The sequence below is a fragment of the Micromonospora sp. CA-269861 genome (assembly GCF_050948505.1).
GTDB lineage: Bacteria > Actinomycetota > Actinomycetes > Mycobacteriales > Micromonosporaceae > Micromonospora.
In genome coordinates this window covers 1,243,157-1,267,068 of the sequence record NZ_CP192014.1, presented here as the reverse complement: position 1 = coordinate 1,267,068, position 23,912 = coordinate 1,243,157, and the positions used below count along the sequence as shown (strand labels likewise).

21 protein-coding genes are annotated in these 23,912 nt (G+C 71.4%); 5 read left to right on the top strand and 16 right to left on the bottom strand.

The genetic code is table 11. The features are described from left to right. Genes hutU through hutH form a run of 5 tightly spaced genes read left to right on the top strand, consistent with a single transcriptional unit; the run spans position 1 to position 6,938 of the window. Positions 1 to 1,656, top strand: a complete 1,656-nt coding sequence (gene hutU, locus ACQP0U_RS05800) for a urocanate hydratase (RefSeq protein ID WP_433316431.1) — start codon at positions 1 to 3, stop codon at positions 1,654 to 1,656. Further along, on the top strand, positions 1,653 to 2,855 hold the full coding sequence (locus ACQP0U_RS05795) for an allantoate amidohydrolase (protein WP_433316429.1): 1,203 nt from the start codon (positions 1,653 to 1,655) through the stop codon (positions 2,853 to 2,855). The genes hutU and ACQP0U_RS05795 overlap by 4 nt, the downstream gene beginning before the upstream one ends. Continuing rightward, positions 2,846 to 4,213, top strand: a complete 1,368-nt coding sequence (locus ACQP0U_RS05790; protein ID WP_433316427.1) for a formimidoylglutamate deiminase — start codon at positions 2,846 to 2,848, stop codon at positions 4,211 to 4,213. The genes ACQP0U_RS05795 and ACQP0U_RS05790 overlap by 10 nt, the downstream gene beginning before the upstream one ends. After that, positions 4,210 to 5,403, top strand: coding sequence for an imidazolonepropionase (hutI, locus tag ACQP0U_RS05785; RefSeq protein ID WP_433316425.1), 1,194 nt, complete (start codon positions 4,210 to 4,212; stop codon positions 5,401 to 5,403). Before ACQP0U_RS05790 ends, hutI begins: the two co-directional genes overlap by 4 nt. Continuing rightward, positions 5,400 to 6,938, top strand: a complete 1,539-nt coding sequence (hutH, locus tag ACQP0U_RS05780; protein ID WP_433316424.1) for a histidine ammonia-lyase — start codon at positions 5,400 to 5,402, stop codon at positions 6,936 to 6,938. The genes hutI and hutH overlap by 4 nt, the downstream gene beginning before the upstream one ends. Before the next feature lie 133 nt (positions 6,939 to 7,071). On the opposite strand, the gene ACQP0U_RS05775 is transcribed toward hutH, so the two are convergent. The 16 genes from ACQP0U_RS05775 to ACQP0U_RS05700 form a co-directional block, all read right to left on the bottom strand. Then, complete coding sequence (locus ACQP0U_RS05775) at positions 7,072 to 8,436, bottom strand: lipopolysaccharide biosynthesis protein (protein ID WP_433316421.1); 1,365 nt, start codon at positions 8,434 to 8,436, stop codon at positions 7,072 to 7,074. 10 nt (positions 8,437 to 8,446) lie between these two features. Beyond that, positions 8,447 to 9,403: a hypothetical protein gene (locus ACQP0U_RS05770; protein WP_433316420.1), complete on the bottom strand. Its 957-nt coding sequence runs from the start codon at positions 9,401 to 9,403 to the stop codon at positions 8,447 to 8,449. Further along, positions 9,400 to 10,698, bottom strand: coding sequence for a hypothetical protein (locus ACQP0U_RS05765; RefSeq protein ID WP_433316418.1), 1,299 nt, complete (start codon positions 10,696 to 10,698; stop codon positions 9,400 to 9,402). Before ACQP0U_RS05765 ends, ACQP0U_RS05770 begins: the two co-directional genes overlap by 4 nt. A gap of 288 nt (positions 10,699 to 10,986) precedes the next feature. Further along, positions 10,987 to 13,047, bottom strand: coding sequence for an acyltransferase family protein (locus tag ACQP0U_RS05760; RefSeq protein ID WP_433316416.1), 2,061 nt, complete (start codon positions 13,045 to 13,047; stop codon positions 10,987 to 10,989). A 170-nt stretch (positions 13,048 to 13,217) separates the two neighbouring features. Next, positions 13,218 to 14,486, bottom strand: a complete 1,269-nt coding sequence (locus tag ACQP0U_RS05755; RefSeq protein WP_433316414.1) for an alginate lyase family protein — start codon at positions 14,484 to 14,486, stop codon at positions 13,218 to 13,220. Between the two features lie 110 nt (positions 14,487 to 14,596). After that, positions 14,597 to 15,217, bottom strand: a complete 621-nt coding sequence (rdgB, locus tag ACQP0U_RS05750) for an RdgB/HAM1 family non-canonical purine NTP pyrophosphatase (RefSeq protein WP_433316413.1) — start codon at positions 15,215 to 15,217, stop codon at positions 14,597 to 14,599. A 52-nt stretch (positions 15,218 to 15,269) separates the two neighbouring features. After that, positions 15,270 to 15,995, bottom strand: coding sequence for a ribonuclease PH (rph, locus tag ACQP0U_RS05745; protein WP_433316410.1), 726 nt, complete (start codon positions 15,993 to 15,995; stop codon positions 15,270 to 15,272). Positions 15,996 to 16,004: 9 nt separating this feature from the next. Further along, a complete protein-coding gene (locus ACQP0U_RS05740; protein ID WP_433316408.1) occupies positions 16,005 to 17,174 on the bottom strand; it encodes a glycosyltransferase in 1,170 nt (389 codons plus the stop codon). Then, positions 17,171 to 18,313 (bottom strand): glycosyltransferase family 4 protein, encoded by a 1,143-nt coding sequence (locus ACQP0U_RS05735; protein WP_433316406.1) that lies wholly within the window; start codon positions 18,311 to 18,313, stop codon positions 17,171 to 17,173. The genes ACQP0U_RS05740 and ACQP0U_RS05735 overlap by 4 nt, the downstream gene beginning before the upstream one ends. Positions 18,314 to 18,422: 109 nt before the next feature. Beyond that, on the bottom strand, positions 18,423 to 19,166 hold the full coding sequence (locus ACQP0U_RS05730; RefSeq protein ID WP_433316404.1) for an MBL fold metallo-hydrolase: 744 nt from the start codon (positions 19,164 to 19,166) through the stop codon (positions 18,423 to 18,425). A gap of 223 nt (positions 19,167 to 19,389) precedes the next feature. Continuing rightward, positions 19,390 to 20,355 (bottom strand): PLP-dependent cysteine synthase family protein, encoded by a 966-nt coding sequence (locus tag ACQP0U_RS05725; protein ID WP_357352122.1) that lies wholly within the window; start codon positions 20,353 to 20,355, stop codon positions 19,390 to 19,392. A gap of 11 nt (positions 20,356 to 20,366) precedes the next feature. Further along, a complete protein-coding gene (locus ACQP0U_RS05720) occupies positions 20,367 to 20,714 on the bottom strand; it encodes a MoaD/ThiS family protein (protein WP_433316402.1) in 348 nt (115 codons plus the stop codon). Positions 20,715 to 20,779: 65 nt separating this feature from the next. Then, entirely contained in the window at positions 20,780 to 21,268 is a 489-nt protein-coding gene (locus ACQP0U_RS05715) for a Mov34/MPN/PAD-1 family protein (RefSeq protein ID WP_030487200.1), read from the bottom strand. Between the two features lie 52 nt (positions 21,269 to 21,320). After that, positions 21,321 to 21,821 carry a DUF2017 domain-containing protein gene (locus ACQP0U_RS05710; RefSeq protein WP_433316400.1) on the bottom strand — a complete coding sequence of 167 codons (501 nt, stop codon included), beginning with the start codon at positions 21,819 to 21,821 and terminating at the stop codon, positions 21,321 to 21,323. Beyond that, the gene (clpS, locus tag ACQP0U_RS05705; protein WP_030331276.1) at positions 21,818 to 22,108 is read right to left on the bottom strand and encodes an ATP-dependent Clp protease adapter ClpS; all 291 of its coding nucleotides are present in this window, start codon (positions 22,106 to 22,108) and stop codon (positions 21,818 to 21,820) included. The genes ACQP0U_RS05710 and clpS overlap by 4 nt, the downstream gene beginning before the upstream one ends. Before the next feature lie 148 nt (positions 22,109 to 22,256). After that, positions 22,257 to 23,807: a hypothetical protein gene (locus tag ACQP0U_RS05700; protein WP_433316398.1), complete on the bottom strand. Its 1,551-nt coding sequence runs from the start codon at positions 23,805 to 23,807 to the stop codon at positions 22,257 to 22,259. Positions 23,808 to 23,912: the final 105 nt, after the last annotated feature.

Here is a 23,912-nt window from a genome sequence, read left to right as displayed (position 1 = left end):
ATGACCCAGCCCATTCGTGCCGCACGCGGCAGCCAACTCACCACCCGTGGGTGGCAGCAGGAGGCCGCCCTGCGGATGCTGATGAACAACCTCGACCCCGAGGTGGCCGAACGCCCCGACGACCTGGTGGTCTACGGCGGCACCGGCAAGGCGGCACGGGACTGGCCGTCCTACCACGCGTTGGTCCGCACGCTGACCGACCTGCGCGAGGACGAGACGATGCTCGTGCAGTCGGGCCGCCCGGTCGGGGTCATGCGCACCCACGAGTGGGCGCCCCGGGTGCTGCTGGCCAACTCGAACCTGGTCGGCGACTGGGCGACCTGGCCGGAGTTCCGCCGCCTCGAACAGCTCGGCCTGACCATGTACGGGCAGATGACCGCCGGTTCGTGGATCTACATCGGCACCCAGGGCATCCTCCAGGGCACCTACGAGACGTTCGCGGCGGTGGCCGCGAAGAGGTTCCAGAGCACCCTCGCCGGCACGCTGACGCTGACCGCCGGCTGCGGTGGAATGGGCGGCGCGCAGCCTCTCGCGGTCACCATGAACGGCGGCGTCTGCCTGATCGTGGACGTGGACCGCACCCGGCTCGACCGCCGGGTGCACGACCGCTACCTGGATGAGGTCGCCGACTCCCTGGACGACGCGATCGGGCGCGTCCTGGCTGCGAAGCGGGAGCGCCGGGCACTGAGCGTCGGCGTGGTCGGCAACGCCGCCGAGGTCTTCCCGGAGCTGCTGACCCGGGGCGTCGAGATCGACATCGTGACCGACCAGACCAGCGCGCACGACCCACTGGCGTACCTGCCGGTGGGTGTGGAGCTGGCCGAGGCCCGGGACTACGCCGCCGCGAAGCCGGCCGAGTTCACCGACCGGGCCCGCGCGTCGATGGCGAAGCACGTGGAGGCGATGGTCGGCTTCCTCGACGCCGGCGCCGAGGTGTTCGACTACGGCAACTCGATCCGGGGTGAGGCGCAGCTCGGCGGCTACCAGCGCGCCTTCGACTTCCCGGGTTTCGTGCCCGCGTACATCCGGCCGTTGTTCTGTGAGGGCAGGGGGCCGTTCCGGTGGGCGGCGCTCTCCGGCGACCCGGCCGACATCGCGGCCACCGACCGGGCCATCCTCGACCTCTTCCCGGAGAACGAGTCGCTGGCCCGTTGGATCAAGCTGGCCGGCGAGCGGGTCGCCTTCCAGGGCCTGCCGGCCCGGATCTGCTGGCTGGGCCAGGGCGAACGGGACAAGGCTGGTGTGCGGTTCAACGACATGGTCGCCTCCGGCGAACTCTCCGCCCCGGTGGTGATCGGCCGGGACCACCTGGACACCGGCAGTGTCGCGAGCCCGTACCGGGAGACCGAGGGGATGGCCGACGGCTCCGACGCCATCGCCGACTGGCCGCTGCTCAACGCGCTTGTCAACACGGCCAGTGGCGCTTCCTGGGTGTCCATTCACCACGGCGGCGGCGTGGGCATCGGCAGGTCGATCCACGCCGGGCAGGTGTGCGTGGCCGACGGCACCGCCCTCGCCGGTCAGAAGATTGAGCGGGTGCTCACCAACGACCCGGCGATGGGGGTCATCCGACACGTCGACGCCGGCTACGAGAGCGCCCGCGAGGTCGCCGACCGCACCGGCGTCCGGGTCCCGATGACCGAGGGACCCGCATGAGCGACGACCTGTCCGCCCGGTTCCGGGCCCTGTGGGACGAGATCGCGCCGGTCGGGCGGGACGCCGACAGCGGCGGCTATCTGCGCTACGCGTTGACCGAGCCGGAGCGGGAGCTGCGTGCCTGGTTCCGTGCGCAGGCCGAGCGCCGTGCCATGCCGGTCACCGAGGACGGCAACGGCAACCTCTTCGCCCACTGGGGTGACCCGGAGGCGGCCGACGCGGTGCTCACCGGCAGCCACTTCGACTCGGTGCCGCACGGCGGGGCGTACGACGGGCCGCTCGGCATCGTGAGCGCGTTCCTCGCCGTGGACGAGCTGCGCGCCGCAGGCGTCACCCCCGGCCGACCGCTGGTGCTGGGCGCCTTCGTCGAGGAGGAGGGGGCGCGCTTCGGCGTACCGTGTCTGGGGTCGCGGCTGCTCACCGGGGCGCTGTCGGCCGAGCGCGCGGCCGGCCTGCGCGACGCGGCCGGGGTGAGCTTCGCCGAGGCGCTCGGCGACCGGCCGGCGGGGGCCCGCCCGGAGTTGCTGGGCCGGTTCGCCGCCTTCGTGGAGTTGCACGTCGAGCAGGGCCGCGCGCTCGTCGACACGGACGCGGCGGTCGCGGTGGCCAGCGCGATCTGGCCGCACGGGCGGTGGCGCTTCGACGTCGTCGGCGAGGGCAACCACGCGGGTACCACCCGGATGGCCGACCGGCGCGACCCGATGCTGACCTACGCCTTCACGGTGCTGGCGGCGAACAAGGAGGCCCGGCTGCGCGGCGCACACGCCACGGTGGGCCGGGTCGCCGTCGAACCCAACGCCACGAACGCGATCCCGTCGAAGGTGACCGGTTGGCTGGACGCCCGGGCCGCCGACCCGGAGACCTTGACCGGGCTTGTCGACGCGGTGCGCGGCAAGCTCGCCGAACGGGCCCGGCGCGACGGTACGACGGTGACCGTCACCGAGGAGTCGGCCACCCCGGTGGTCGCCTTCGACGGCGGGCTGGCCAAACGACTGGCGACGCTCCTCGACGCGCCGGTGCTGCCCACCGGCGCGGGGCACGACGCCGGGGTGCTCGCCGCGTACCTGCCCACCGCGATGCTCTTCGTGCGCAACCCGACAGGCGTGTCGCACTCCCCCGCCGAGGCCGCTACCGACGATGACTGCGCGGCCGGGGTACGGGCGCTGGCCCGGGTGCTGGAGGAGCTGACATGCCCGTGACACCGACCCGCTGGCTCGCCGAGTACGCCTGGCTGCCCGAGCACGCCGAACCCACGCCCGACGTGCTGATCGAGGTCGACGGCGGCCGGATCACTGCGGTGACGCCGCTGACCCCCGGCAGCAGGCCACCGGCCGGGGTCGAGGTGTACGCCGACGCGGTGCCGCTGCCCGGTCTGACCCTGCCGGGGCTGTCCAACGTGCACTCGCACGCCTTCCACCGGGCGCTGCGCGGGCGTACCCACGGTGGGCGGGGTGACTTCTGGACCTGGCGGGACCAGATGTACGCGGTCGCCGACCGGCTGGACCCGGACACCTACCTTGCCCTGGCCCGGGCCGTCTACGCCGAGATGGCGCTCACCGGGATCACCGCCGTGGGCGAGTTCCACTACCTGCACCACCGGCCGGACGGCGGTGCCTACGACGACCCGAACGCGATGGGCGCGGCACTGGTGGAGGCCGCCGCGCACGCCGGGATCCGGCTCACCCTGCTGGACACCTGCTACCTCACCTCCAGCGTGGACGGTCGGCCCCTCGCCGGGCCGCAGCGCCGCTTCGGCGACGGGGACGCGGGCCGCTGGGCCGAGCGGGCCGCGGCGTTCCAGCCGACGGACTCGCACGCCCGGGTCGGCGCGGCCGTGCACTCGGTGCGGGCCGTCCCGGCCGATCAGTTGCGGACGGTCGCCGACTGGGCCCGGGAGCGGCAGGCGCCGCTGCACGTGCACCTCTCCGAACAGCCCGCCGAGAACGACGAGTGCCGGGCCGTGCACGGTCGTTCGCCCACCGGGCTGCTCGCCGAGCACGGCGTACTCGGGCCGGACACCACCGCCGTACACGCCACCCACCCCACCAGCCCGGACCTGACGCTGCTCGCCGACAGCCGGACCGGGGTGTGCCTCTGCCCGACCACCGAGCGGGACCTCGCCGACGGCATCGGCCCGGCCCGGCTCATGGCCGACGCCGGCATCCGGTTGAGCCTCGGCAGCGACAGCCATGCCGTGATCGACCTGTTCGAGGAGGCCCGGGCGGTGGAGCTGGACGAGCGGCTGCGGACCCGTCGGCGCGGCCACTTCGCGCCGCTCGACCTGCTGACGGCGGCCAGCGTCGCCGGGCACGCCGCGCTGGGCTGGGCCGACGCCGGAAGGATCGCGGTGGGTGCCCGCGCCGACCTGGTGACGGTACGCCTGGACAGCGCCCGCACCGCCGGGGTGCCGCCGGTGGGCGTGTTCTTCGCGGCCGGCGCGGCGGACGTCGAGCAGGTCGTGGTGGACGGCCGGGTCGTGGTGGCCGAGGGCCGACACCTGACAGTCGACGTGCCGGCCGAGCTGTCGTCGGCGATCGAGGCGGTGACGCCCGCATGAGCGGCAGCCTGCTTGTCGACAACATCGGGGAGCTGGTCACCAACGGCGCCGGCGAGGGCCCGCTCGGCATCCGCCGCAACGCCGCCGTGCTGGTCGAGGAGGGCCGGGTGGTCTGGGTCGGGCCGTCCGCGTACGCGCCGGCCGCCGACCATCACATCGACGCCGGTGGGGCCGCCGTGCTGCCCGGCTTCGTGGACAGCCACGCCCACCTGGTCTTCGCCGGGGACCGGGCCACCGAGTTCGCCGCCCGGATGGCCGGTCAGCCCTACACCGGCGGCGGCATCCGGACCACAGTCGGCGCGACCCGGGCCGCCACCGACGACGAGCTGCGGGCCAATGTGCGCCGGCTACGCGGGGAGGCGCTGCGCCAGGGCACCACGACCATGGAGATCAAGAGTGGGTACGGCCTGACCGTCGCCGACGAGGCCCGCTCGCTGCGAATCGCCGCCGAGACCAGCACCGAGACCACCTTCCTCGGCGCACACGTGGTGCCCGCCGAGTACGCCGACCGCCCGGACGACTACGTCGGGCTGGTCTGCGGGCCGATGCTCGCCGCCGCCGCTCCGTACGCGAAGTGGATCGACGTGTTCTGCGAGCAGGGCGCCTTCGACGTGGACCACGCCCGCGCCATCCTGGCCTGCGGTCAGGCCGCCGGGCTCGGCGTACGGCTGCACGCCAACCAGCTCGGCCCCGGCCCCGGGGTGCAGCTCGGCGTGGAGCTGGGCGCGGCAAGCGTCGACCACTGCACCCACCTGAGCGACGCCGACGTGGACGCGTTGGCCTCGACAAGGATGGACTGGACGTCGGGGTCGGAGACGACCACGGTGGCCACCCTGCTGCCCGGTGCGGAGTTCTCCACCCGCTCGCCGTACCCGGACGCCCGTCGGCTGCTCGACGCCGGTGTCACGGTGGCGCTGGCGACCGACTGCAACCCCGGCTCGTCGTACACCTCGTCGATGCCGTTCTGCGTGGCCCTCGCGGTCCGCGAGATGCGGATGACCCCGGCGGAGGCGGTCTGGGCCGCCACCGCCGGTGGCGCGCGGGCCCTGCGCCGCGACGACATCGGTGTCCTCACCCCCGGCGCGCGGGCCGACCTCGTCGTCCTCGACGCGCCGTCGTACCTGCACCTGGCCTACCGGCCCGGTGTCCCCCTGATCCGCCAGGTAATACGCAACGGAGTTCCGCAATGACGAACGTGACCATCCAGCCCACCGGGATCACCGCCGACGACGTGCTCGCGGTGGCCCGCGGCACCGCCACGGTCGTCCTCGCCCCGGCCACCGTCGACGCGATGGCGACCAGCCGGGCCATCGTGGACGGCATCGAGTCGTCGGGCCGTCCCGTCTACGGGGTCTCCACCGGGTTCGGGGCGTTGGCCAACACCTTCATCGCCCCGGAGCGGCGGGCCGAGCTGCAACACGCGCTGATCCGCTCGCACGCCGCCGGGGTGGGCGCCCCGATGCCGCGCGAGGTGGTCCGGGCCATGATGCTGCTGCGGGTCCGGTCCCTCGCCCTGGGCCGCTCGGGGGTCCGGCCGCTGGTCGCCGAGGCTCTGGTCGACCTGCTCAACCACGACATCACCCCGTGGGTGCCGGAGCACGGCTCGCTGGGCGCCTCCGGCGACCTGGCCCCGCTGGCGCACTGCGCGCTGGTGCTGCTCGGTGAGGGCTGGGTGCTGAGCTCGACCGGTGAGCGGCAGGACGCGGCCGACGCGTTGACGGCCGCCGGGCTCAAGCCGATCGAGCTGGCCGCCAAGGAGGGCCTGGCGCTGATCAACGGCACCGACGGCATGCTCGGCATGCTGCTGCTGGCCATCAACGACGCGGCGCACCTGTTCGCCATGGCCGACGTGACGGCGGCGCTGGCGATCGAGGCGATGCTCGGCTCGGAGCGGCCGTTCCTGCCCGAGCTGCACGCGATCCGGCCACACCCGGGTCAGGCGGCGTCGGCGGCGAACATCCACCGACTGTTGCAGGACTCCCGGGTGATGGACTCACACCGCGACGACCTGGCGCACGCCGTACAGGACGCGTACTCGATGCGCTGCGCGCCGCAGGTGGCCGGCGCGGCCCGCGACACCCTGGACTTCGTCCGAACGGTCGCCGGCCGGGAACTGGTGTCCGTGGTCGACAACCCGGTGGTGCTGCCGGACGGCCGGGTCGAGTCGACAGGTAACTTCCACGGCGCGCCGCTCGGCTTCGCCGCGGACTTCCTCGCCATCGCCGCCGCCGAGGTGGGCGCCATCGCCGAGCGGCGGGTGGACCGGCTGCTCGACGTGACCCGCTCCCGGGAGCTGCCGGCGTTCCTCTCCCCCGACGCCGGGGTCAACTCCGGGCTGATGATCGCCCAGTACACGGCGGCCGGCATCGTCGCAGAGAACCGTCGGCTGGCCGCCCCCGCCTCGGTGGACTCGTTGCCCACCAGCGGGATGCAGGAGGACCACGTCTCGATGGGCTGGGCGGCGGCCAAGAAGCTGCGTACCGTGCTGGACAACCTGACCAGCCTGCTCGCTGTGGAACTGCTCGCGGGCGTACGCGGCCTCCAGCTGCGCGCCCCGCTGGAGCCGTCCCCTGCCGGCCGGGCGGCCGTCGCAGCGCTCGGTGCGGCAGCCGGCGAGCCCGGCCCGGACGTGTTCCTCGCCCCGGTGATGGAGGCGGCCCGCGCCGTCGTCGCCGGGCCGGAGCTGCGCGCCGCCATCGAACGGGAGGTCGGCCCGCTGGGCTGATCTCCGGCGGGTAGCTGTCGTCCGCCGCGGGTCAGGCGGCGGGCGGCAGCACCTGGTTCGCCCTCGACCGGCCTGTCGGCTGGTGCTGCTCGGTTCGCCGCCGTGGAGATCGAGGAGCAGGGGTTACCCGGTGCTAGCTCTTGAGGACCAGGTGTCGGATCTCCGCCCAGGACGGAAGCTCGGCGCCCGCGACGACGTCACGCTTCGCTCGGGTCCAGAACAGGACGAGGATGATCACCTCGGACAGCACCGTCGCCCATGCGGCGCCGGCCACGCCGAACAGGGGGATCGCGGTGGCCAGCGCGGCCAGGTAGGTGAGCGAGCCCAACCCCTGGTACAGCACCTTCTGCCGCACCAGGCCGCCGCTCATCAGCAGCGACTCGACACTTGCCGATCCGAAGCGCAGGGGGATCGCGAGCGCGAGGATGGCCATCACCGGGACTGACGTCCGGTACTCCTCGCCGAAGATCAGGGGAATGGCGTAACGGCCGGCAATGGCGACGACGGCGCCGAGGAGCAGGCCGAGACTGATCATCCCGACCGTGCCGGCGCGGTACGCGATGAGGACCGCACTGCGGTTGGACCGGGACCACCGGTGCAGCTTCGCCAGGAAGTACTGCTGGTAGACGATGCGCGGCAGAAGGTAGATCGCGGTCAGCAGCGTCATGGGCACGGCGAGGACCGCAGCGGACTCGGAGCTCAGGAACTCCGCCGAGACGACGACGCCCAGTTGCATGCCGAGCTGGTAGAACAGACTGCCCAGCAGGAACAGCCACGTCGCGGCGACGAGGTGGCGCGCCCGGGGTGGCCGCGTCGGCCGACGGAGCACCGGCGAGTGACCTTCCAGCCTCGCTCGCTCGTACCAGAACGGCGCGATCACCAGGACACTCATGGCGACCGTGACGGCTGCCACGAGCGCGTACCCCAGCACCACCATGAGCGCCGACAGTCCGAAGGCCAGCGTCAGGATCGCCACGATGAGCCGACCCACCTGCGGCGCCAACTGCAGCGCCGCGAGCCGCCCGTAGGCGCCCTGGAGTTGGAGTGCGGACCCGGACAGCGCCATGGCGACGAGCGACAGGATGATCGGGGCCAACCCGATCCGCATGTCGCCGGTGTGGGGGTCGTGCCGATCGAGCAGCCCCCAGCCGACGAGCGCGGCGACCAGCACGCCGGATGTGACGACGACCAACGCGATGGACGGGCGCACCCAACGGAACGCCCGTTGCCCCTCACGCCCGAACCGTTGCAGCCAGAACTCGGCGACCCCGAAGATGGCCAGTGGCCCGGCCAGCGTCACCAGGGAGATGACCGCCATGAAGGCACCGAAGTCGGCCTTTGGCAGGCTGCGGGCGAGCAGCACCTGGGTGAGGAACGCGAGCACTGTGACGCCGGCCTGGCTGACCCCGAGCAGTCCCAGCTGACGGAGGCGGCGTGCCATACCGCTGCCGGGCCGGCCGGCTGTCGCCGTACCGGGCTGCACCTGGACTCCGGTCATCGTCCGACCGTCACGCTGTCGCTCTGGCCGGCACGTGCGATCGCAGCGTCTCCAGTTCGGCATCGGTCCGCCGCATCCACGCCTCGCGGGCCGCCGCAACCCGCCCAGCGGCGGCGGGGTCCTCGGCGATGGCCTGCCGGACACCCGCGACCAGGGCGTCGCTCTGGTTGGCAACGAGCGTGGCGAAGTTTCCGAACAGGGCCTCGGTCGTCTGGGTACGGGACAGGACCAGCGGCCGACCGGCGCTCAGCGCCTCACAGGCGCCACTGGGCTGAGTGGCGTCCCGGTCGGTCAGTACGACGACCGCGCGCGCGGCGGCGACTGCCGCCTCGTAGTCGGGGAGGTCGAGGAAGCCCAGGGTGGTGAGGTTGGGCAGGCGTTCCGCGCGCTCACGCAGCGGCGGCGGCAACTTGTGCAGTGGTGCTGTGGTCGCGAAGGGGACGTCGGGCATCGCCTCGATCGCGTCGATGAGGACGTCCATCGGCTCGTCCGGGGCCACGGTGGCCACGACGAACACCCAGCCCCGTGGCGGCGCCGGTGGGATCTCCCGAAGTGGGTCGTGCACGACGAGCGTGCGCAGGCCCGGGAACTCCGCGCGGGCGATGGCGTCGGCCTCCGCGGTATGGGTCAGGACCAGTTTCGCACCACGCAGGATCGACGCGGTGCTGGGAACCCGGCGCCACCACGACTGGAACTGCCCGTTGTGCGCGTCGACGATGTACGGAACCCGGCCGAGGTAGGGCGCCAGCGCGGACAGATGCGGCTGCGCCTGCGCGACCACGAACGACGGCCGACGCGAGCGGATCAGCTTGAGGTCGTTACTGGTGTGGGCGACGTAGTCGAAGGGCCTGAGGATCTTCGGTGTCGCCTTGGACGGCCGCCAGGCCACCTCCGCGCCCAACGCCTCCGCGAGCACGTCGGAACGACGCTGATAACGCTTCCACGAAATGAACAGGGGGGAACTCATCTGGGATCACCACTAGCATCAGAAGGCACACCGACCGGCGCGCTGGCAATGGGGAAGAACCTGACAAGAAGCAGGAGCGAAAGGAAGAACAACCACATGAAGTACGAGTACGAGGTCGGCTTCTGCGTCAGGGCGGAAACGATCGCCAGAACGTAGAGGACCGTGAGCATCCATCGAGCTTCGACCGCGATGGCCCGCTTCGTCACGCGCCAGAGGTTGATGAAGATGATCGCCATGAGTGCGAGCCCGAGCAATCCCCACACCACGAATATCCGCAACGGGTCGGCGTGGGTGTTCCATGGTTCGTAGCCAAGTCCGATGAGCCAGACGTCCCACGGCGCGTCCTGCCACACATCCACCACGCGGAACCAGATCTGCCCGCGACCATGCAGGAACTCATCGTTGGTGGGATTGAGCGAACCGACCTGCGTGAGCAGAAACAATGCGCGATCCCACAGATAGGCTCCCCAACGGATCGCCGCCAGGACCACGAGGACGAGGAGGATGGCGGCCCCCCAGACGGCCGTGCGGAACGGCAGGTCGGAGATCTGCCGGAGGAGCTCGGGGAGGCGGCGCAGCTCGAACGCGACGATCACCAACGCCACACAGAGGATGGTGATCCGGTGCGTGCTGACGACCGCTGTCGCGGCCAGGAATGCGACGATGCCGTACCGGGCCAGCGAGCTGAGCCGTAGCCGGTTACCAGCGGCGTAGAGGATGAACACCGCGAAGATCAGGAGCCGACCGAGGGAGGCGGGATGGAAGTAGCCCCCCGACGCTCGCCCGACCTTGCCGCTCATGAGGTTGAAGAAATAGGTGTAGGGAACGACGCCGACGACCTGCAGCCAGGCGATCACCGAGTGCACGACGGCACCCAGGATCACGAGCAGCAGCACCCACCGAAGCCGCTCCAGGGAGAACCAGTCCGGCTTGAGGAACATGACCGCCAACAGCGCGATCGGCGCGAACCCGACAGCGAGTTGGGCGCCCTGCGTGATGACCCCGCTCTTCGGCGCGACGTGCGGTCCGAAGATCTCGCGTACGTCGGCCGTGGCGAAGACCTGGACGAAGTCCGCCCGCGCAGATATCGCCAGGAGGCCGATGACGGAGAACAAACCGATGATCAGCACCGCGACGATCGAGGGCGCAAGAGTGGTCGGAAATCGCTTCGCTGCGACGATCGTGGCAATGAAGGAGCCCACCATGAAAAGGGCGCCTATCACGGTCACAATCATTCCGGCGTCCACGGTGTCCGCCGCGACCTTCTCGCCGAAAACGTCGAAGAATGACTTCACGCCGATAACCGCCATAGCCAGTGCGGCCATGATTTGGGCAGCGGCCCACGGATAACGCCTGAGTGGCCGGCCACTACCCTCGATCGGGGCCGTCGCCGCCTTTCGAGGCATTATGTCCATTTCATGATCCTCTCAGCGCAATCCCTCGGGGCACTATACGCGAGCGTCATAACCGATAGAGGTCGCCTCGGTCGGCGGCGGACCCGCCCGATGACCCTCCCGGCAACTGGGTCGATTTCCCCTTTTTCGCCCAGGCGGCGCGGGCAGTCGCGCGACCGGAGCCGGCCGTCAAAGCGCGAGGCGTGCCGCGACACGCTCGACGAGGTGGGGCCCGAGGGTGCGGGCGTAGGTCGCCGTCATGTGGTGCGCGTCGCGGTAGACGATGACGTTACCGATCACCAACGGACACTGGGTCGCGGTGCAGAACAGATCGGTCAGGTCGACCCTCTGGACCTTGCCCTCGGTCCGCTTCGCGGCCTCCTCGAGCGCGTCCCCGGTACCGAGCGCGGCCTGCCGCTCGACCGCACAGCGCGTCGGATCCCCACCGTTGGCGGTGTCGTCCGCCAGGCAGCCGAGGTCCGTCGGCCCGAGCGCCGGGTTGTCCACCACCACGACGATCCTGGTGCCCCGCTCCAGCACCGGACGCCACGCCTCGACGTACCTGCGGATCTGGCCGGCCGCCGCCGGGGGGTTGGCGCTCAGATTGCGCTTGCCGGTCAGGATGACGAGGTCGTACTTCGGGCCCTCGCCGAGCCGCTTCGCCATCGCCTGCCGTCGCGCGTAGCACGGGTCGGAGCGGTCTGCGGCATCCACCTTCGCCCAGATACAGCCACGGGCGACATAGGTGTCGACCGCCCAGTTCCGGGTTTCGAGCTGCCCCTCGATGGCGGGGATGAGCATGGCGGCGTGCGAGTCCCCGACGAGCGCGACGCGTGTCGCGTCGGCCCGTTGCGAACCGACACGGCACGACGTGAGGGTCGTTCCCGGCTCCTGGTCATAGCATCGGTACGCGGAACCCGTGTCCTTGGTGAGCATCGACATCTCGGGGAACAACTCCCGGCCGAGAGCACCGGCCTCGCAACGCTGCGCGTCGACCATCGCGTCCGCACCGAGGCACGGCGTACCCGCAGCCATCAACTGCTCGAGACGTGAGTTGTTCGCCTGACTGCTCTGTTCGAGCAGCTGGTTACCGGCGACGACGACGGCCAGCACCAGCGCCATCGACATCGCGGCAGCCGTGTACTGCGGCCACATCCGCTGACCACCGCTGAACAGGCCGAAACGCACCGGGTCCTCGACGAGGCGCTTGGTCAGCGCGGCCAACACCACCACACCGGCGATGACGACGAGCTTCACCGGCCAGGTCATCCTGTCACCGGTCGCCAGCTCGAAGATCACGATGGGCGGCCAGTGCCAGAGGTAGATGGAGTACGACCAGTCGCCGAGCTTCTGCACAGGCGTCGAGGCCATCGGCCGCAGCGGAGACCAGCGCGGACTGGGAGCGCCGGCCCAGATGGCAGCGAGTGTGCCGACGACAGGTAGCGCCGCGGCGTAGCCCGGAAATGGTGTTCCGGAATGGAGGACGAAAGCGGCGACGCCGATCAGGAGCAACCCCAGCCAGGAGATCGCCGCCCGGGTCCGGTCACTCGCCGACCGTCCGAGCCCCGGCAGGGTCGCCAGCATCGCTCCGGCACCGAACTCCCATGCCCGGGTGGGCGTGACGAAGTAGGCCGCGGCGCTGTTCGCGGACGTCTCGTAGACGGAGTAGGCGAAGGAGGCTGCGACGATCAGGGCGAGCGTGACCCGGATCGCGCCGATCGGGTCCGTCCGCCGGAACCGGCGGGCGACCAGGACGGCGAGCACGATCAGGATGGGCCAGACCAGGTAGAACTGCTCCTCCACGGACAGCGACCAGTAGTGCTGTACCGGCGACCGGACGTTCTCCGCGGCGAGGTAGTCCACGGCGTCGTGCGCCAGTTGCCAGTTCTCGACGTAGAGCGTCGCCGCCGCGATCTCGCGAAGTATCTGTGGCCAGTAGAGCTGCGGCACCCAGATGTAGACGGCCCCCGCGGTGGCGACGAGCACGAGCAGAGAGGCCGGCAGCAGACGCCGGATGCGGCGCGCCCAGAAGGTGCGGAGGCGGACCGAGCCGTTCTTCTCCACCTCCCGGACGAGGTGGGCGGTAATGAGGAAGCCACTGATCGCGAAGAAGACGTCGACGCCGACGTATCCGCCCGGGATCCGGTGCGGCCAGAAGTGGAACAGCAGCACCAGGAGCACCGCGAGTGCCCGCAACGCCTGGATCTCCGGTCGCAGAATCCCGCGGTAGATCTGCTTCGAGTCCGTCACTGTGCCTCGCCACGGCGGTAGGGGTAAGGGTGGCGCGCAGCGGCCACACCGCCACAGAGTGGTGGCGACGGCGAGGGTATACGGTTGTTGCGCTATTCCTCTATCCGGGGAGCCGGCCCGTTACCCGCTGCGTGTCTCCCTCATCGGGCGGGCACCGCGCGCGGTCGGCGTCAGTTCGGGTTTCCGGCGTGGGTCAACGTCTCCCAGGCGTAGAAGTAGGCCGGCGGGCCCGCGGGCCGGTCCGCCTCCACCACCCGCCTGGTGTTCGGCAGGTCGAGCTTCATCCTGGTGGTGTAGTGGTTGAAGGCGACCTCAGGTGATGGCGCCAAACCGACCACGAGCCGACCGCCGCACAGCCACTGCGGGACGGACTCGTTCGACTCGAGTCCGGTGTGGAACTCCAGGGCGCGGGTCAACCGCTCGCGTGCCTCGGCGTACAGGTCGCGGCCCTGGATCCACGCGGTCTCGGCAACGTGCGCCGCCGCCGCGAGACCCCACCCGGTGTGCAGGAAGTCCCGGCAGGTCTCCTGTGCGAGCCCGTCGACGAGCAGGGTCTGCCCACCCCAGTACTCGGTGAGCTGCGACTTCGTGAAGGCATCGCCGGGCGGCGCGTACGGCATGGGGCCGTCGCCGCTCAGATAGACGTAAGCCCGCAGGCGCAGCCGCCACTTCTCGATCGCCTTGAGGAAGGAGGCCCGATCGTCGAGGAACACCGAGATGCCGACCGCCGCGTCGAGCATGATCAACCCCCAGTTCCCGGCCCTGACCCCATTGGTGCCGCCGAGTACCACCGGCAGGTAGACCGTCCGGAGCATCCGTTCGGTACGGGTCAACCAGGCGGGATCCCAGCCGGTGTAGGTGTGCTTGATCAGCTCTGCGGTTCGCGCGAAGGTCGCCCCGGTCCACCCCGCCTGCAGCGGTGCGTTGGAGTTGGTGTGCTTCTTGAGCACACCGGACCAGGCGTCCAGGATGTCGATGGCCTTCTCGGCGTACCGGCGGTCACGGGTGAAGCACCACATCAACGCGTGGGTGTACGCGGCCACCGCATCCTCGGCCTCCGCCGTGCAACCGGTGTCCGGCTGGGAGTAGTAACCGCAGTTCACAGTGGACACCGGTCGGGGGCGCCAGGACAGCTCGGCGTACTGGCTGCGCTGCATTTTCAGCCACGCCGATCGCCAGGGCTCCTCACCGGCTCGGACCTTGCCGCTCACGAAGTTCAACTGCGCACTGCTGATCAGGACACCCGGGTGGACGAAGCCACTGCGCGGATCGCGCGACTCGGTCAACGGTGGCGCCGGCGGGATGGGGTCGACGAGCCAGGCGGCACGCGCCTCGCCCTCCGGCTCGTCGGACGAGAAGGCCAGGAGAGCACCGCTGACGGCCAGGAGGCCGAGACCCATCAGTGCCGCCAGTACGACGCGCCTACCGGCCCATGCCATCCCGTCTCCCCGACAACCTGCCTACCCGGATGCTCCGGGCTCTCGAGATCAGTACATGTCATCGACCGATATCTTCGCCATCCGTCGGTGACAACCATACGAGCCCGGTCTCAGTCCCCGGACGGCGGCAGCACCTTGGCGACCAGTTTGGCCAGCTCGCGCAACGCCTTACCCCGGTGACTGATGGCGTCCTTCTCCGCCGGGGTCAGCTCGGCGTTGGTCCGGTCCTGTCCGTCGCCCAGGAAGATCGGGTCGTAGCCGAACCCGCCCTCACCGCGCGGCGCGCGCAGCACCCGCCCGGACTGCCTGCCGTCGACGAGGTGCTCCTTGCCGCCGGGCAGCACCAACGCCACGGTGCAGACGAACGAGGCGGCCCGCTGCTCGTCCGGGACGTCGCCGATCTGATCCAGCACCAACTGAAGGTTGGCCCGGTCGTCGCCGTGCTGACCGGACCAGCGGGCGCTGAACACCCCCGGCATGCCGTTGAGCGCGTCGACCGCGAGCCCGGAGTCGTCGGCGATGGTCGGCAGCCCGCTCTGCCGGCAACCCTCCCGCGCCTTGATCAGCGCGTTCTCGCCGAAGGTCAGGCCGGTCTCCGGCAGCTCCGCGTACTGCTCGACGTCGTCGAGCCCGAGCAGGGCGATCCGGTGCGCGCCGAGCGCCCCGTCCAGAATCCGCTGCAGCTCGACGAGCTTCTTGCGGTTACGGGTGGCGAGCAGGACCTTGTTCATGCTGAACCACCTTCGTTCGCGACTGCGGGGCTCGCAGGCTCACTCCTCGCGCTCACGCGAGTGCCTTGCGCTGGGCTTCGGCCAGGTCCGCGCAGCCCGCGACGGCCAGGTCGAGCAGGCTGTCGAGCTGGTCGCGGGCGAACACGCCCGCCTCGCCGGTGCCCTGCACCTCGACGAAGTCGCCCGCGCCGGTGCACACCACGTTCATGTCCACCTCGGCGGCGACGTCCTCCTCGTAGCAGAGGTCGAGCCGGGCCTCCCCCGCGATGATCCCGACGCTGACCGCCGCCACCGAACGGTGCATCACCTTCTCCGGCTTGCCGGCCAACGCCTTGCGCGCGGCGAGCCAGCCCACCGCGTCGTGCAACGCGACGTACGCCCCGGTGATCGCCGCCGTGCGGGTGCCGCCGTCGGCCTGGAGCACGTCGCAGTCGAGCACCACCGAGTTCTCGCCGAGCGCCTTGAGGTCGATGCTGGCCCGCAGGCTCCGGCCGATCAGTCGGGAGATCTCGTGGGTACGCCCACCGACCCGGCCCTTGACGCTCTCCCGGTCGGAGCGGGTGTTGGTGGCCCGGGGCAGCATCGCGTACTCGGCGGTCACCCAACCGAGCCCGGAGCCCTTGCGCCAGCGGGGCACCCCTTCGGTGACGCTCGCCGTGCAGAGCACCCGGGTGCCGCCGAACTCGACGAGCACCGAGCCCTCCGGATGGGTGCTCCAGGCACGGGTCAGGGTCACCGGTCGAAGTTGAGAGGGCCCTCGCCCGTCAGGTCGCGCCATGCCTGCACCCTATGCGGTGCGGCGATCCATCTCGCTCGGGGTGCCCCGGAGAACGTCCGCGCCGTGCACACCGAGGAACCCGGCGACCGCCGCCGGCCAGCCGAACTCCTCGGCCCGGGCCCGGGCGGCCCGCCGCCGCTGCGCCTCCGGGCGGGCCGCCAGGCGGGTCACCGCCGCCGCCATCGACATCCCCGAGCCGTACGCCGCCAGCCCGGCCTCGCCGACCACCTCGGGCAGCGCGCTGGAGGCGTTGACCACCACCGGAGTGCCGCAGGCCAGCGCCTCCAGGCCGGCCAGGCCGAAGGTCTCCACCGGGCCCGGCGCCAGCACCACGTCCGCGCTGGCCAGCAACGCGGCCACCGCGGCGCGGTCCGGCAGGAAGCCGGTGAAGGTGACCGGCAGCCCCGCCGCCCGCCGGGCCAGCGCGCCGCGCAACGGACCGTCGCCGGCCATCACCAGGACCGCCGGTACGCCCGTCCGGCGCAGTTCGACGAGGGTCTGCACGGCCAGCTCCGGTCGCTTCTCCGGGGAGAGCCGCGCGCAGTGCACCAGCAGCAACTCGCTGGCGTCGGCGTACCGCTCGCGGACCCGCGGGTCGGCCCGGTGCGGGGCGAAGGTGTCCAGGTCCACCCCGAGCGGGACCAGGTCCACGTTGTCGGCACCGATCCGGGCGAACTCCTCGGCGGCCCACCGGGTCGTGCAGACGATCCGGTCGTACGACCGACTGGTCGCCCGGTTGAGCCGGTCGGCGGTCGGCCGGCGCAGCGCGCCCGGCACGCCCCACTGGCCGAGCAGCCCGGTCAGCGACTCGTGCGACACCATCACCGACGGCACCCCGTGCGCCCGCGCCCACCGGCCCGTCCAGCGCAGCGACGACCGGTCGGAGACCTCCACCCGGTCCGGTGCCAGGTCGGTGAGGAGCCGGGCCAACCGGCGTCGGCCGGCCAGCAGCCGGTAGCCACCGCTGCCCGGCAGCTTCGGCCCGGGCACTGTGACCACCCGCCCCCACGGGTACGTCTCGTCGGCGGCCCGCTGACCGGGTATCACCAGCACCGGATCGTGCCCGGCCGCCCGGTAGCCCGCACCGAGATGCCGCAGCGCGGTACGCAGGCCGCCGGAGCGTTCCGTCACGAAGTTGGCGAGCCGCACGATCCGCAGCCCGCCGGCGGCCACCGTCACGACGCGGCCGGCAGGCCGGCAGTGGCGGCAACGGCACGTACCGCGTGGTAGTGCCCGATCAGCTCGTCGCCGACCGCCGACCAACTGCGGCGACTGACCGCGACCCGGGCGGCCAGCCCGTAGGCCCGCCGCCGGTCGGCGTCGCCGGTCAGCTCGGCCACCGCCGTGGCGAGCGCGTCGCCGTCGTTCGGCGCCACCAGCAGCCCGGTCACGCCCTGGTCGACCAGGTCGACCGGGCCGCCGCTGGCAGGCGCCACGACCGGCACCCCGGAGGCCAGCGCCTCCTGGATGGTCTGGCCGAAGGTCTCGTGCGGTCCGGTGTGCACGAACAGGTCCAGGCTGGCGTAGAGCCGCGCCAGATCCTCGCCCTGCTGCACGCCCAGGAAGGTCACCCCGGGCAGTTCCCGCGCCAACTGGCGGCGGGTCGGGCCGTCGCCGGCCACCACCACCCGCACGCCGGGCAGTCGGGACGTCGCCGCCAGCAACTCCACCCGCTTCTCCGGGGCGAGCCGACCGACGTAGCCGACCAGCAGCTCACCACCGGGCGCCAGCCGGTCCCGCAGCGCCGCACAGCGCTTGGCCGGATCGAAGCGAACGGCGTCCACACCACGCCGCCACAGCCAGATCCGCTGCACCCCGTTCGCGATCAGGTCGGCGGCGGCCCGGGTCGAGGGGGCGAGGGTGCGCTGCGCCGAATTGTGGATCTCGCGGATCCGCCGCCACGCCGCCGCCTCACCCCAACTCACCCGGTACGCCCGGGCGTACGCGGCCACATCGGTCTGGTAGACCGCCACCGTGGGCAGCCCGTGCCGGCTCGCCAGCGTGGCCGCTCGTGCGCCCAGGACGAACGGGCTGGCCAGGTGGACCACGTCCGGCTCGGCCGAGAGCAGCGCCCCGGTCAGTCGGGCGTTGGTCGGCACGCCCAGCCGGAAACCCTGGTACCGGGGCAGCGGCACGCTCGGAATGCGCACCACCGGGTACGGCAGCCGGTCGATGCTCTGCCGGCCACCGGGCGGCGAGGGCGCGATGACCACCGGCTCATGGCCCCGGTCGAGCAGGTGCTCCGCCGTCCGCACCACGGAGTGCGCGACGCCGTTCACATCGGGTGGGAACGACTCGGTCACGATGGCGATCCGCATGCCCACACCGTGCGGGTGCCACGGGTGCGCCAGACGACCGTCCGCTGACCGGCCGGCAAACAGTACGGCACAACACCGCTGCCCGGCCTCGCGAAGCGGACGTGGTGCGTCAGATGTCGTAGCTGGCGCCGGGCCGGACCACCTCGAGCGGCCCGGTGTACGCGGAGGCGGCCGACTCCAGCGTGTGCGCCTCGCTGCCCCAGGCGGGCACCAGGTGGGTCAGCAGCAGCCGGCCCACCGCTGCCTTCGTCGCCGCCTCACCGGCCTCCCGACCGGTCAGGTGCAGGTCCGGCGGATTGTCCATGCCATCGAGGTAGCTGGCCTCGCAGAGGAACACGTCGGCGTTCTGGGCCAGCCGCAGCAGGGCCTCGCACGGCGCGGTGTCCGACGAGTAGCACAGCGAACGGCCGTCGTGCTCCAGCCGCACGCCGTACGTCTCGACGGGGTGGTTGACCCGATCGACGGTGACCGCGAACGGGCCGATCGGGAAGGTGCCCGGCTGAAGCGCGTAGAACTGGTACACGTCCTCCACCGAGCCGTCGTCGCCGTACGCGGCGCTGAGCCGGTCCGGCGCGCCGGCGGGCGCGTACACCGGCAGCGCCGGGTAGGGGCCGTCCGGGGCGTACCGGCGCACGACCACGTACAGCACGGCGTCGAACATGTGGTCGCAGTGCAGGTGGGTCAGCAGGATCGCGTCCGGGGCGTGCAACCCGGCGTACCGCTGGAGGCTGGACAACGACCCCGAGCCGAAGTCGACGAGGAGCCGGAAGCCGTCGGCCTCGACGAGATAGGCCGAGCAGGGCGACTCGGGGCCAGGGAAACTGCCGGCGCTTCCCAGAACTGTCAGTCGCATCGAGTGGTCTCGCTGTCACTATCAGTAGCACCCGTGCCGGTGATAGTCCCGGCCATGATCTCTACCGACGCGTACGCCACGCTGCGCAGCCTACGCTGGCGCACCCGGCGGCAAGAATCATCCAACGGAAGTTGTCACGAACGTGACACCTGCTCGCGGTACGTCGCGCAGCGAACGGGCCGTCGACGTATGTCGACGGCCCGTAATCGGCAGACCAGATCGGTCAGGCCCAGAGCTGCCCCTCCAGGGCGTCCTCGGCATCGGCGAGCGTGCCGCCGTACGCGCCGGTGGAGAGGTACTTCCAACCGCCGTCGCAGACCACGAAGGCCACATCGGCCCGCCGGCCGTCGCGCACCGCCTCGTGCGCCACCGCAAGCGCGGCGTGCAGGATGGCGCCTGTGGAGAACCCGGCGAAGATGCCCTCCACCTCCACCAGCTGACGGGTCCGCAACACCGCGTCCCGGGTGCCGACCGAGAACCGCCGGGAGAGCACCGAGGCGTCGTAGAGCTCCGGCACGTACCCCTCGTCGATGTTGCGCAGGCCGTAGACCAGCTCGCCGTAGCGCGGCTCGGCGGCCACCACCTGAATGCCCTCGACCTTTTCCCGCAGGTAACGCCCGGTGCCCATCAGGGTGCCGGTGGTGCCCAGCCCGGCCACGAAGTGCGTGATGCTGGGCAGGTCGTGCAGCAGCTCCGGCCCGGTCGTCTCGTAGTGCGCCCGCGCGTTGGCCTCGTTGCCGTACTGGTAGAGCATCACCCAGTCGGGGTGCTCGACGGCGATCTGCTTGGCAGTGGCGACCGCCTGGTTGGAACCACCCGCCGCCGGCGAGAAGATGATCTCGGCCCCGTACATCCGGAGCAGCTGGACCCGCTCGGTCGAGACGTTCTCGGGCATCACGCAGACCAGCCGGTAGCCGCGCAGCTTGGCCACCATCGCCAACGAGATGCCGGTGTTGCCACTCGTCGGTTCGAGGATGGTGTCACCCGCGCGGAGCCGGCCAGACTCCTCCGCCGCCCGGACCATGAACAGGGCCGCGCGGTCCTTGATGCTGCCGGTGGGGTTGCGGTCCTCCAGCTTGGCCCAGAGCCGCACCGGAGGAGCCCCGTCGGGCACCGTCGGGGAGAGTCGGGGCAGGCCGACCAGCGGCGTACCCCCGCAGGCGTCGAGCAGGCTGTCGTACCGCGCCATGGCGGCCGACCTCAGCGAGCCGCGACGGCGTCGCGGGCCGCGGCGCTGTGCGAGCTGATCGCCGCCGCCGCCGCGAAGCCGAAGGCGCCACCGGCCACGGCCGGCAGGATGGTGACGCTGTCGCCGTCGGAGAGCTTCGCGTCCAGCGCGCCGAGGAAGCGGACGTCCTCGTCGTTCACGTAGACGTTGACGAAGCGGTGCAGCGTGCCCGCGTCGGTGATCAGCCGGCCGCGCAGACCGCCGTGCCGAGAGTCCAGGTCGGTGAGCAGATCGGCGAGCGTGTCGCCGCTGCCGTCGACGACCTTCGCGCCGCCGGTGTAGCTGCGCAGGATGGTGGGGATGCGAACCTCAATAGCCATGATGTCGAACTCCTCGATCGGGTGTGCCTACGGTGACGGGACGAGATGGCTGCGGCGCTGACAGGTCAGCGGCCGGAACACTCGTAATCGACCGTCGCCGGGCTCTGCCCGAACATGTAGGACTGGACCGCGTGCGGGTCGACACCAGCCTCCACGACACGGACCGGCTCCTCGGTGACCACGCCGTCGACGATCCGGAACGACCGGATCTCCTCCGAGTCGGGCTCACGGGTCGAGACAAGCAGGTAGTGCGCCCCCGGCTCACCGGCGAAGGAGACATCCGTCCGCGACGGGTACGCCTCGGTGGCGGTGTGCGAGTGGTAGATGACGACGGGCTCCTCGTCCCGGTCGTCCATCTCCCGCCACACGCGCAGGTGCTCCATCGAGTCGAATTCGTAGAAGGTCATCGACCGGGCGGCATTGTCCATCGGGATGTGCCGGGTCGGGGTGTCGCTGCCGACGGGACCGGCGACCACGCCGCACGCCTCATCGGGGTGATCCCGGCGCGCGTGGGCGACGATCGCGTCGATGATCGACCGGTCGATGCTCAGCACGTGCACCAGCCTAACGCCTGCCGAGCGCCTGCCGAAGTGGTGCCGGTCACCCCTAGTCGATCAAGGCGTTGAGCAGCGACTCCTGTAGATACCCGAGATAGGCGTAGACCGAAAGCTGGAACACCCGGCTGGAACCCGGATCCTCAGCGACCGCGTCGTCCAACTCCTCGCCCAGATCGGTGCCGTCCTTGATTTCCAGGCGGACCCCCATCGCGAGCCGAGCGTCGTTCAGCGCCCGCAACCACGCCTCGGCGGCCTCGGCGTCCAGCCGCACCTCGCCGCCGGCGTCGTCCGGCAACGCGGCCAGGATCGCCCCCGCCTGATCGATCTTCGCGGTCTTCAGATCGCCCTCGGTGTAGCGGCGGAACTCGGCGGTGCCCGGAGCATCCTGCGGGTAGACCGCCGGAAAGAGCCGACCGACGACCGGGTCGGTGTGGTCGAAGCCGTCGGTGAGCAGACCCACCACCTCGGAGGCGACCTTGCGCAGCACCCGCACCTCGTCGACGGCGAAGACGGCGACATAGCGACCGGCCTGGCGGCGGAACATGCTCATGATCTGTCCACCGTCGCCCACAGCCCGTACGCGTGCAGTTGCGACGCGTCGTGCTCCATCCGCTCCCGGGCACCTGTGGAGACCACGGCACGGCCCTTGTGGTGCACGTCCAGCATCAGCTGTTCGGCCCTCTCCCGGCTGTAGCCGAAAAGCTTCTGGAAAACCCAGGTCACGTACGTCATCAGATTTACCGGGTCGTCCCACACGATCGTCACCCACTGACGGTCGGACGCCGGCACCTCGTCAGTGTCCGGCGTCTCGACCGGTACAACCTGCGGAGCCGCCATGCCCCCCATCGTGCCACCGGTTTCCCGGAACCGAGGAACCGGAACGCCGGCCCGGCGCGGATCACCCACCCCGGGCACTCCCGACCCGCCCCGGACGTCGTCGGACCCGGGGTCCGGCCCGGACCCGGACCTGCCGGTGGGCGCGCCGTCAGGCGAGCAGGATGCCGTGATCGACTGCATCGGAGAGCACCACGCCCAGCGAGAGGCGGATCACCTCGAACCGTCGGGAGATCTCCCTGGACAACCCCAACTCGACCTCCCGCACCGCCCGCTGGGACCAGGCCCGCGCCGCGCTGTGGTCGTCGTTGCCGGGGGTACGCCACTGCTGCCAACATCCACCGGAGAGCGCCATCGCGACCGGCGGGAGCACCTCGTCACGGGACGCCACCGGATAGCTGGCGGCCGCGTCGATCGCCTCCGGGCCGGTCAACTCCGCCACGCCGGCCGTGCTGGTGATCAACAGCACCTTGTCCAGTTCGTGGCCGGGCCGGTGATCGGCCAGGCCGTACCGCACGGCGGCGGCGATCCGGCGTCGTACGCCTTCGGCCGGCGGCGCGCCGAGCACCAGGGACGCGACGTCGGTCACGATGCCGCGCACCGCCTGATCGCACTGCGCGGTGGCCAACAGCGACAACGCCGCCATCTCCCGGTCGAGGAGATCCGGTAGACCGGCACAGCCGACTCCAAAAACGATCTCCTGCACGGCCCGCAGGTGGATGTTCGCCAACTCCAGGGCGAGGTGCTGGCGAATCCGCTGCGCACACGAGCGGGCGTGCCGGTCCAGCCGTTCGGACCAGTCACCCGGATCGGCGGCCACGGCGACGCGACCCTGTTGGCCCGGCAGGACCGGTGGGTCGACGCTGGCCCGCTGCAAGCCCTCACGCGACGACCAACCCACAAGCGCCCGCCGCAGATCGGCGGCGGTCTCGGCGTCGTCCACCGGAAACCACCGCGCGCCGGCCAGCGCCGGCACCGCGGCCAGGAGCGCCGCCCGGTGCGCCTCCACCGTCACCGCGATCGCATCAACCTCGGTCTCCGCACCCCCGACCGGCGGGACGGACGCCCCCGCGCCCTCCGTAGTCGCCGTGCCGTCGGCCAGTGGAGCCCAACCCGCCGCACCGGGGGTGACCGCGAAGACGACCTCCACCGGGGTCGGGGCGACTTCCGCGAGGAGGTTCAACTCGGCGGCGGTGAAAGCCTGGTCAGCGGCGATCACGAAGAGCAGCGCGCCGGCTCGGCCCGCCGCTTCGAGCAGCACCCGGGTGCCGGACACGCCCAGGGTGGCGGTGTCCGGAACGTCGATCAGGGTGAAGTGCCGCAGCAGCGGCTCGGGCACGCTCAGCTCGACACGCCGGGGCGGACGGGCCAGTGCCGGACCGGCGGCGTCCCGATCCGCGCCGTACGAGTGCGGCTGGCGGTAACCGGGCACGAACGCCGCCCGGGTGGGCACCTTGGCGTTGCGCACCACCAACCAACTGCCACCGGGCACGGTGAGCATGACCGGGTCGAGCCCGAGCAGGGTGGCGAGCACGGCACGCCTCTCGGCACCGGCCGGACCGACGGCGACCACACCGAGCGGCTCGTCCGGTGCAGGGCCGGACACGCCGACACGGGTGGGGAGCGGGCCGCAGGTGGGTAGATCGGCTGGGCCGGTCATGTCGTCCGGCGAGTCGACCGAGGGGAGAGGGCCCTGCTTCATCAGGTGCCTCCCGTTGCAGGTGACCGGAGGTCCGGTCGCGAAAATTCCGGTGCACGACCCGGATGTCGGAAGACTACGGGTGGGCTGACGACCGAGCGGAACACC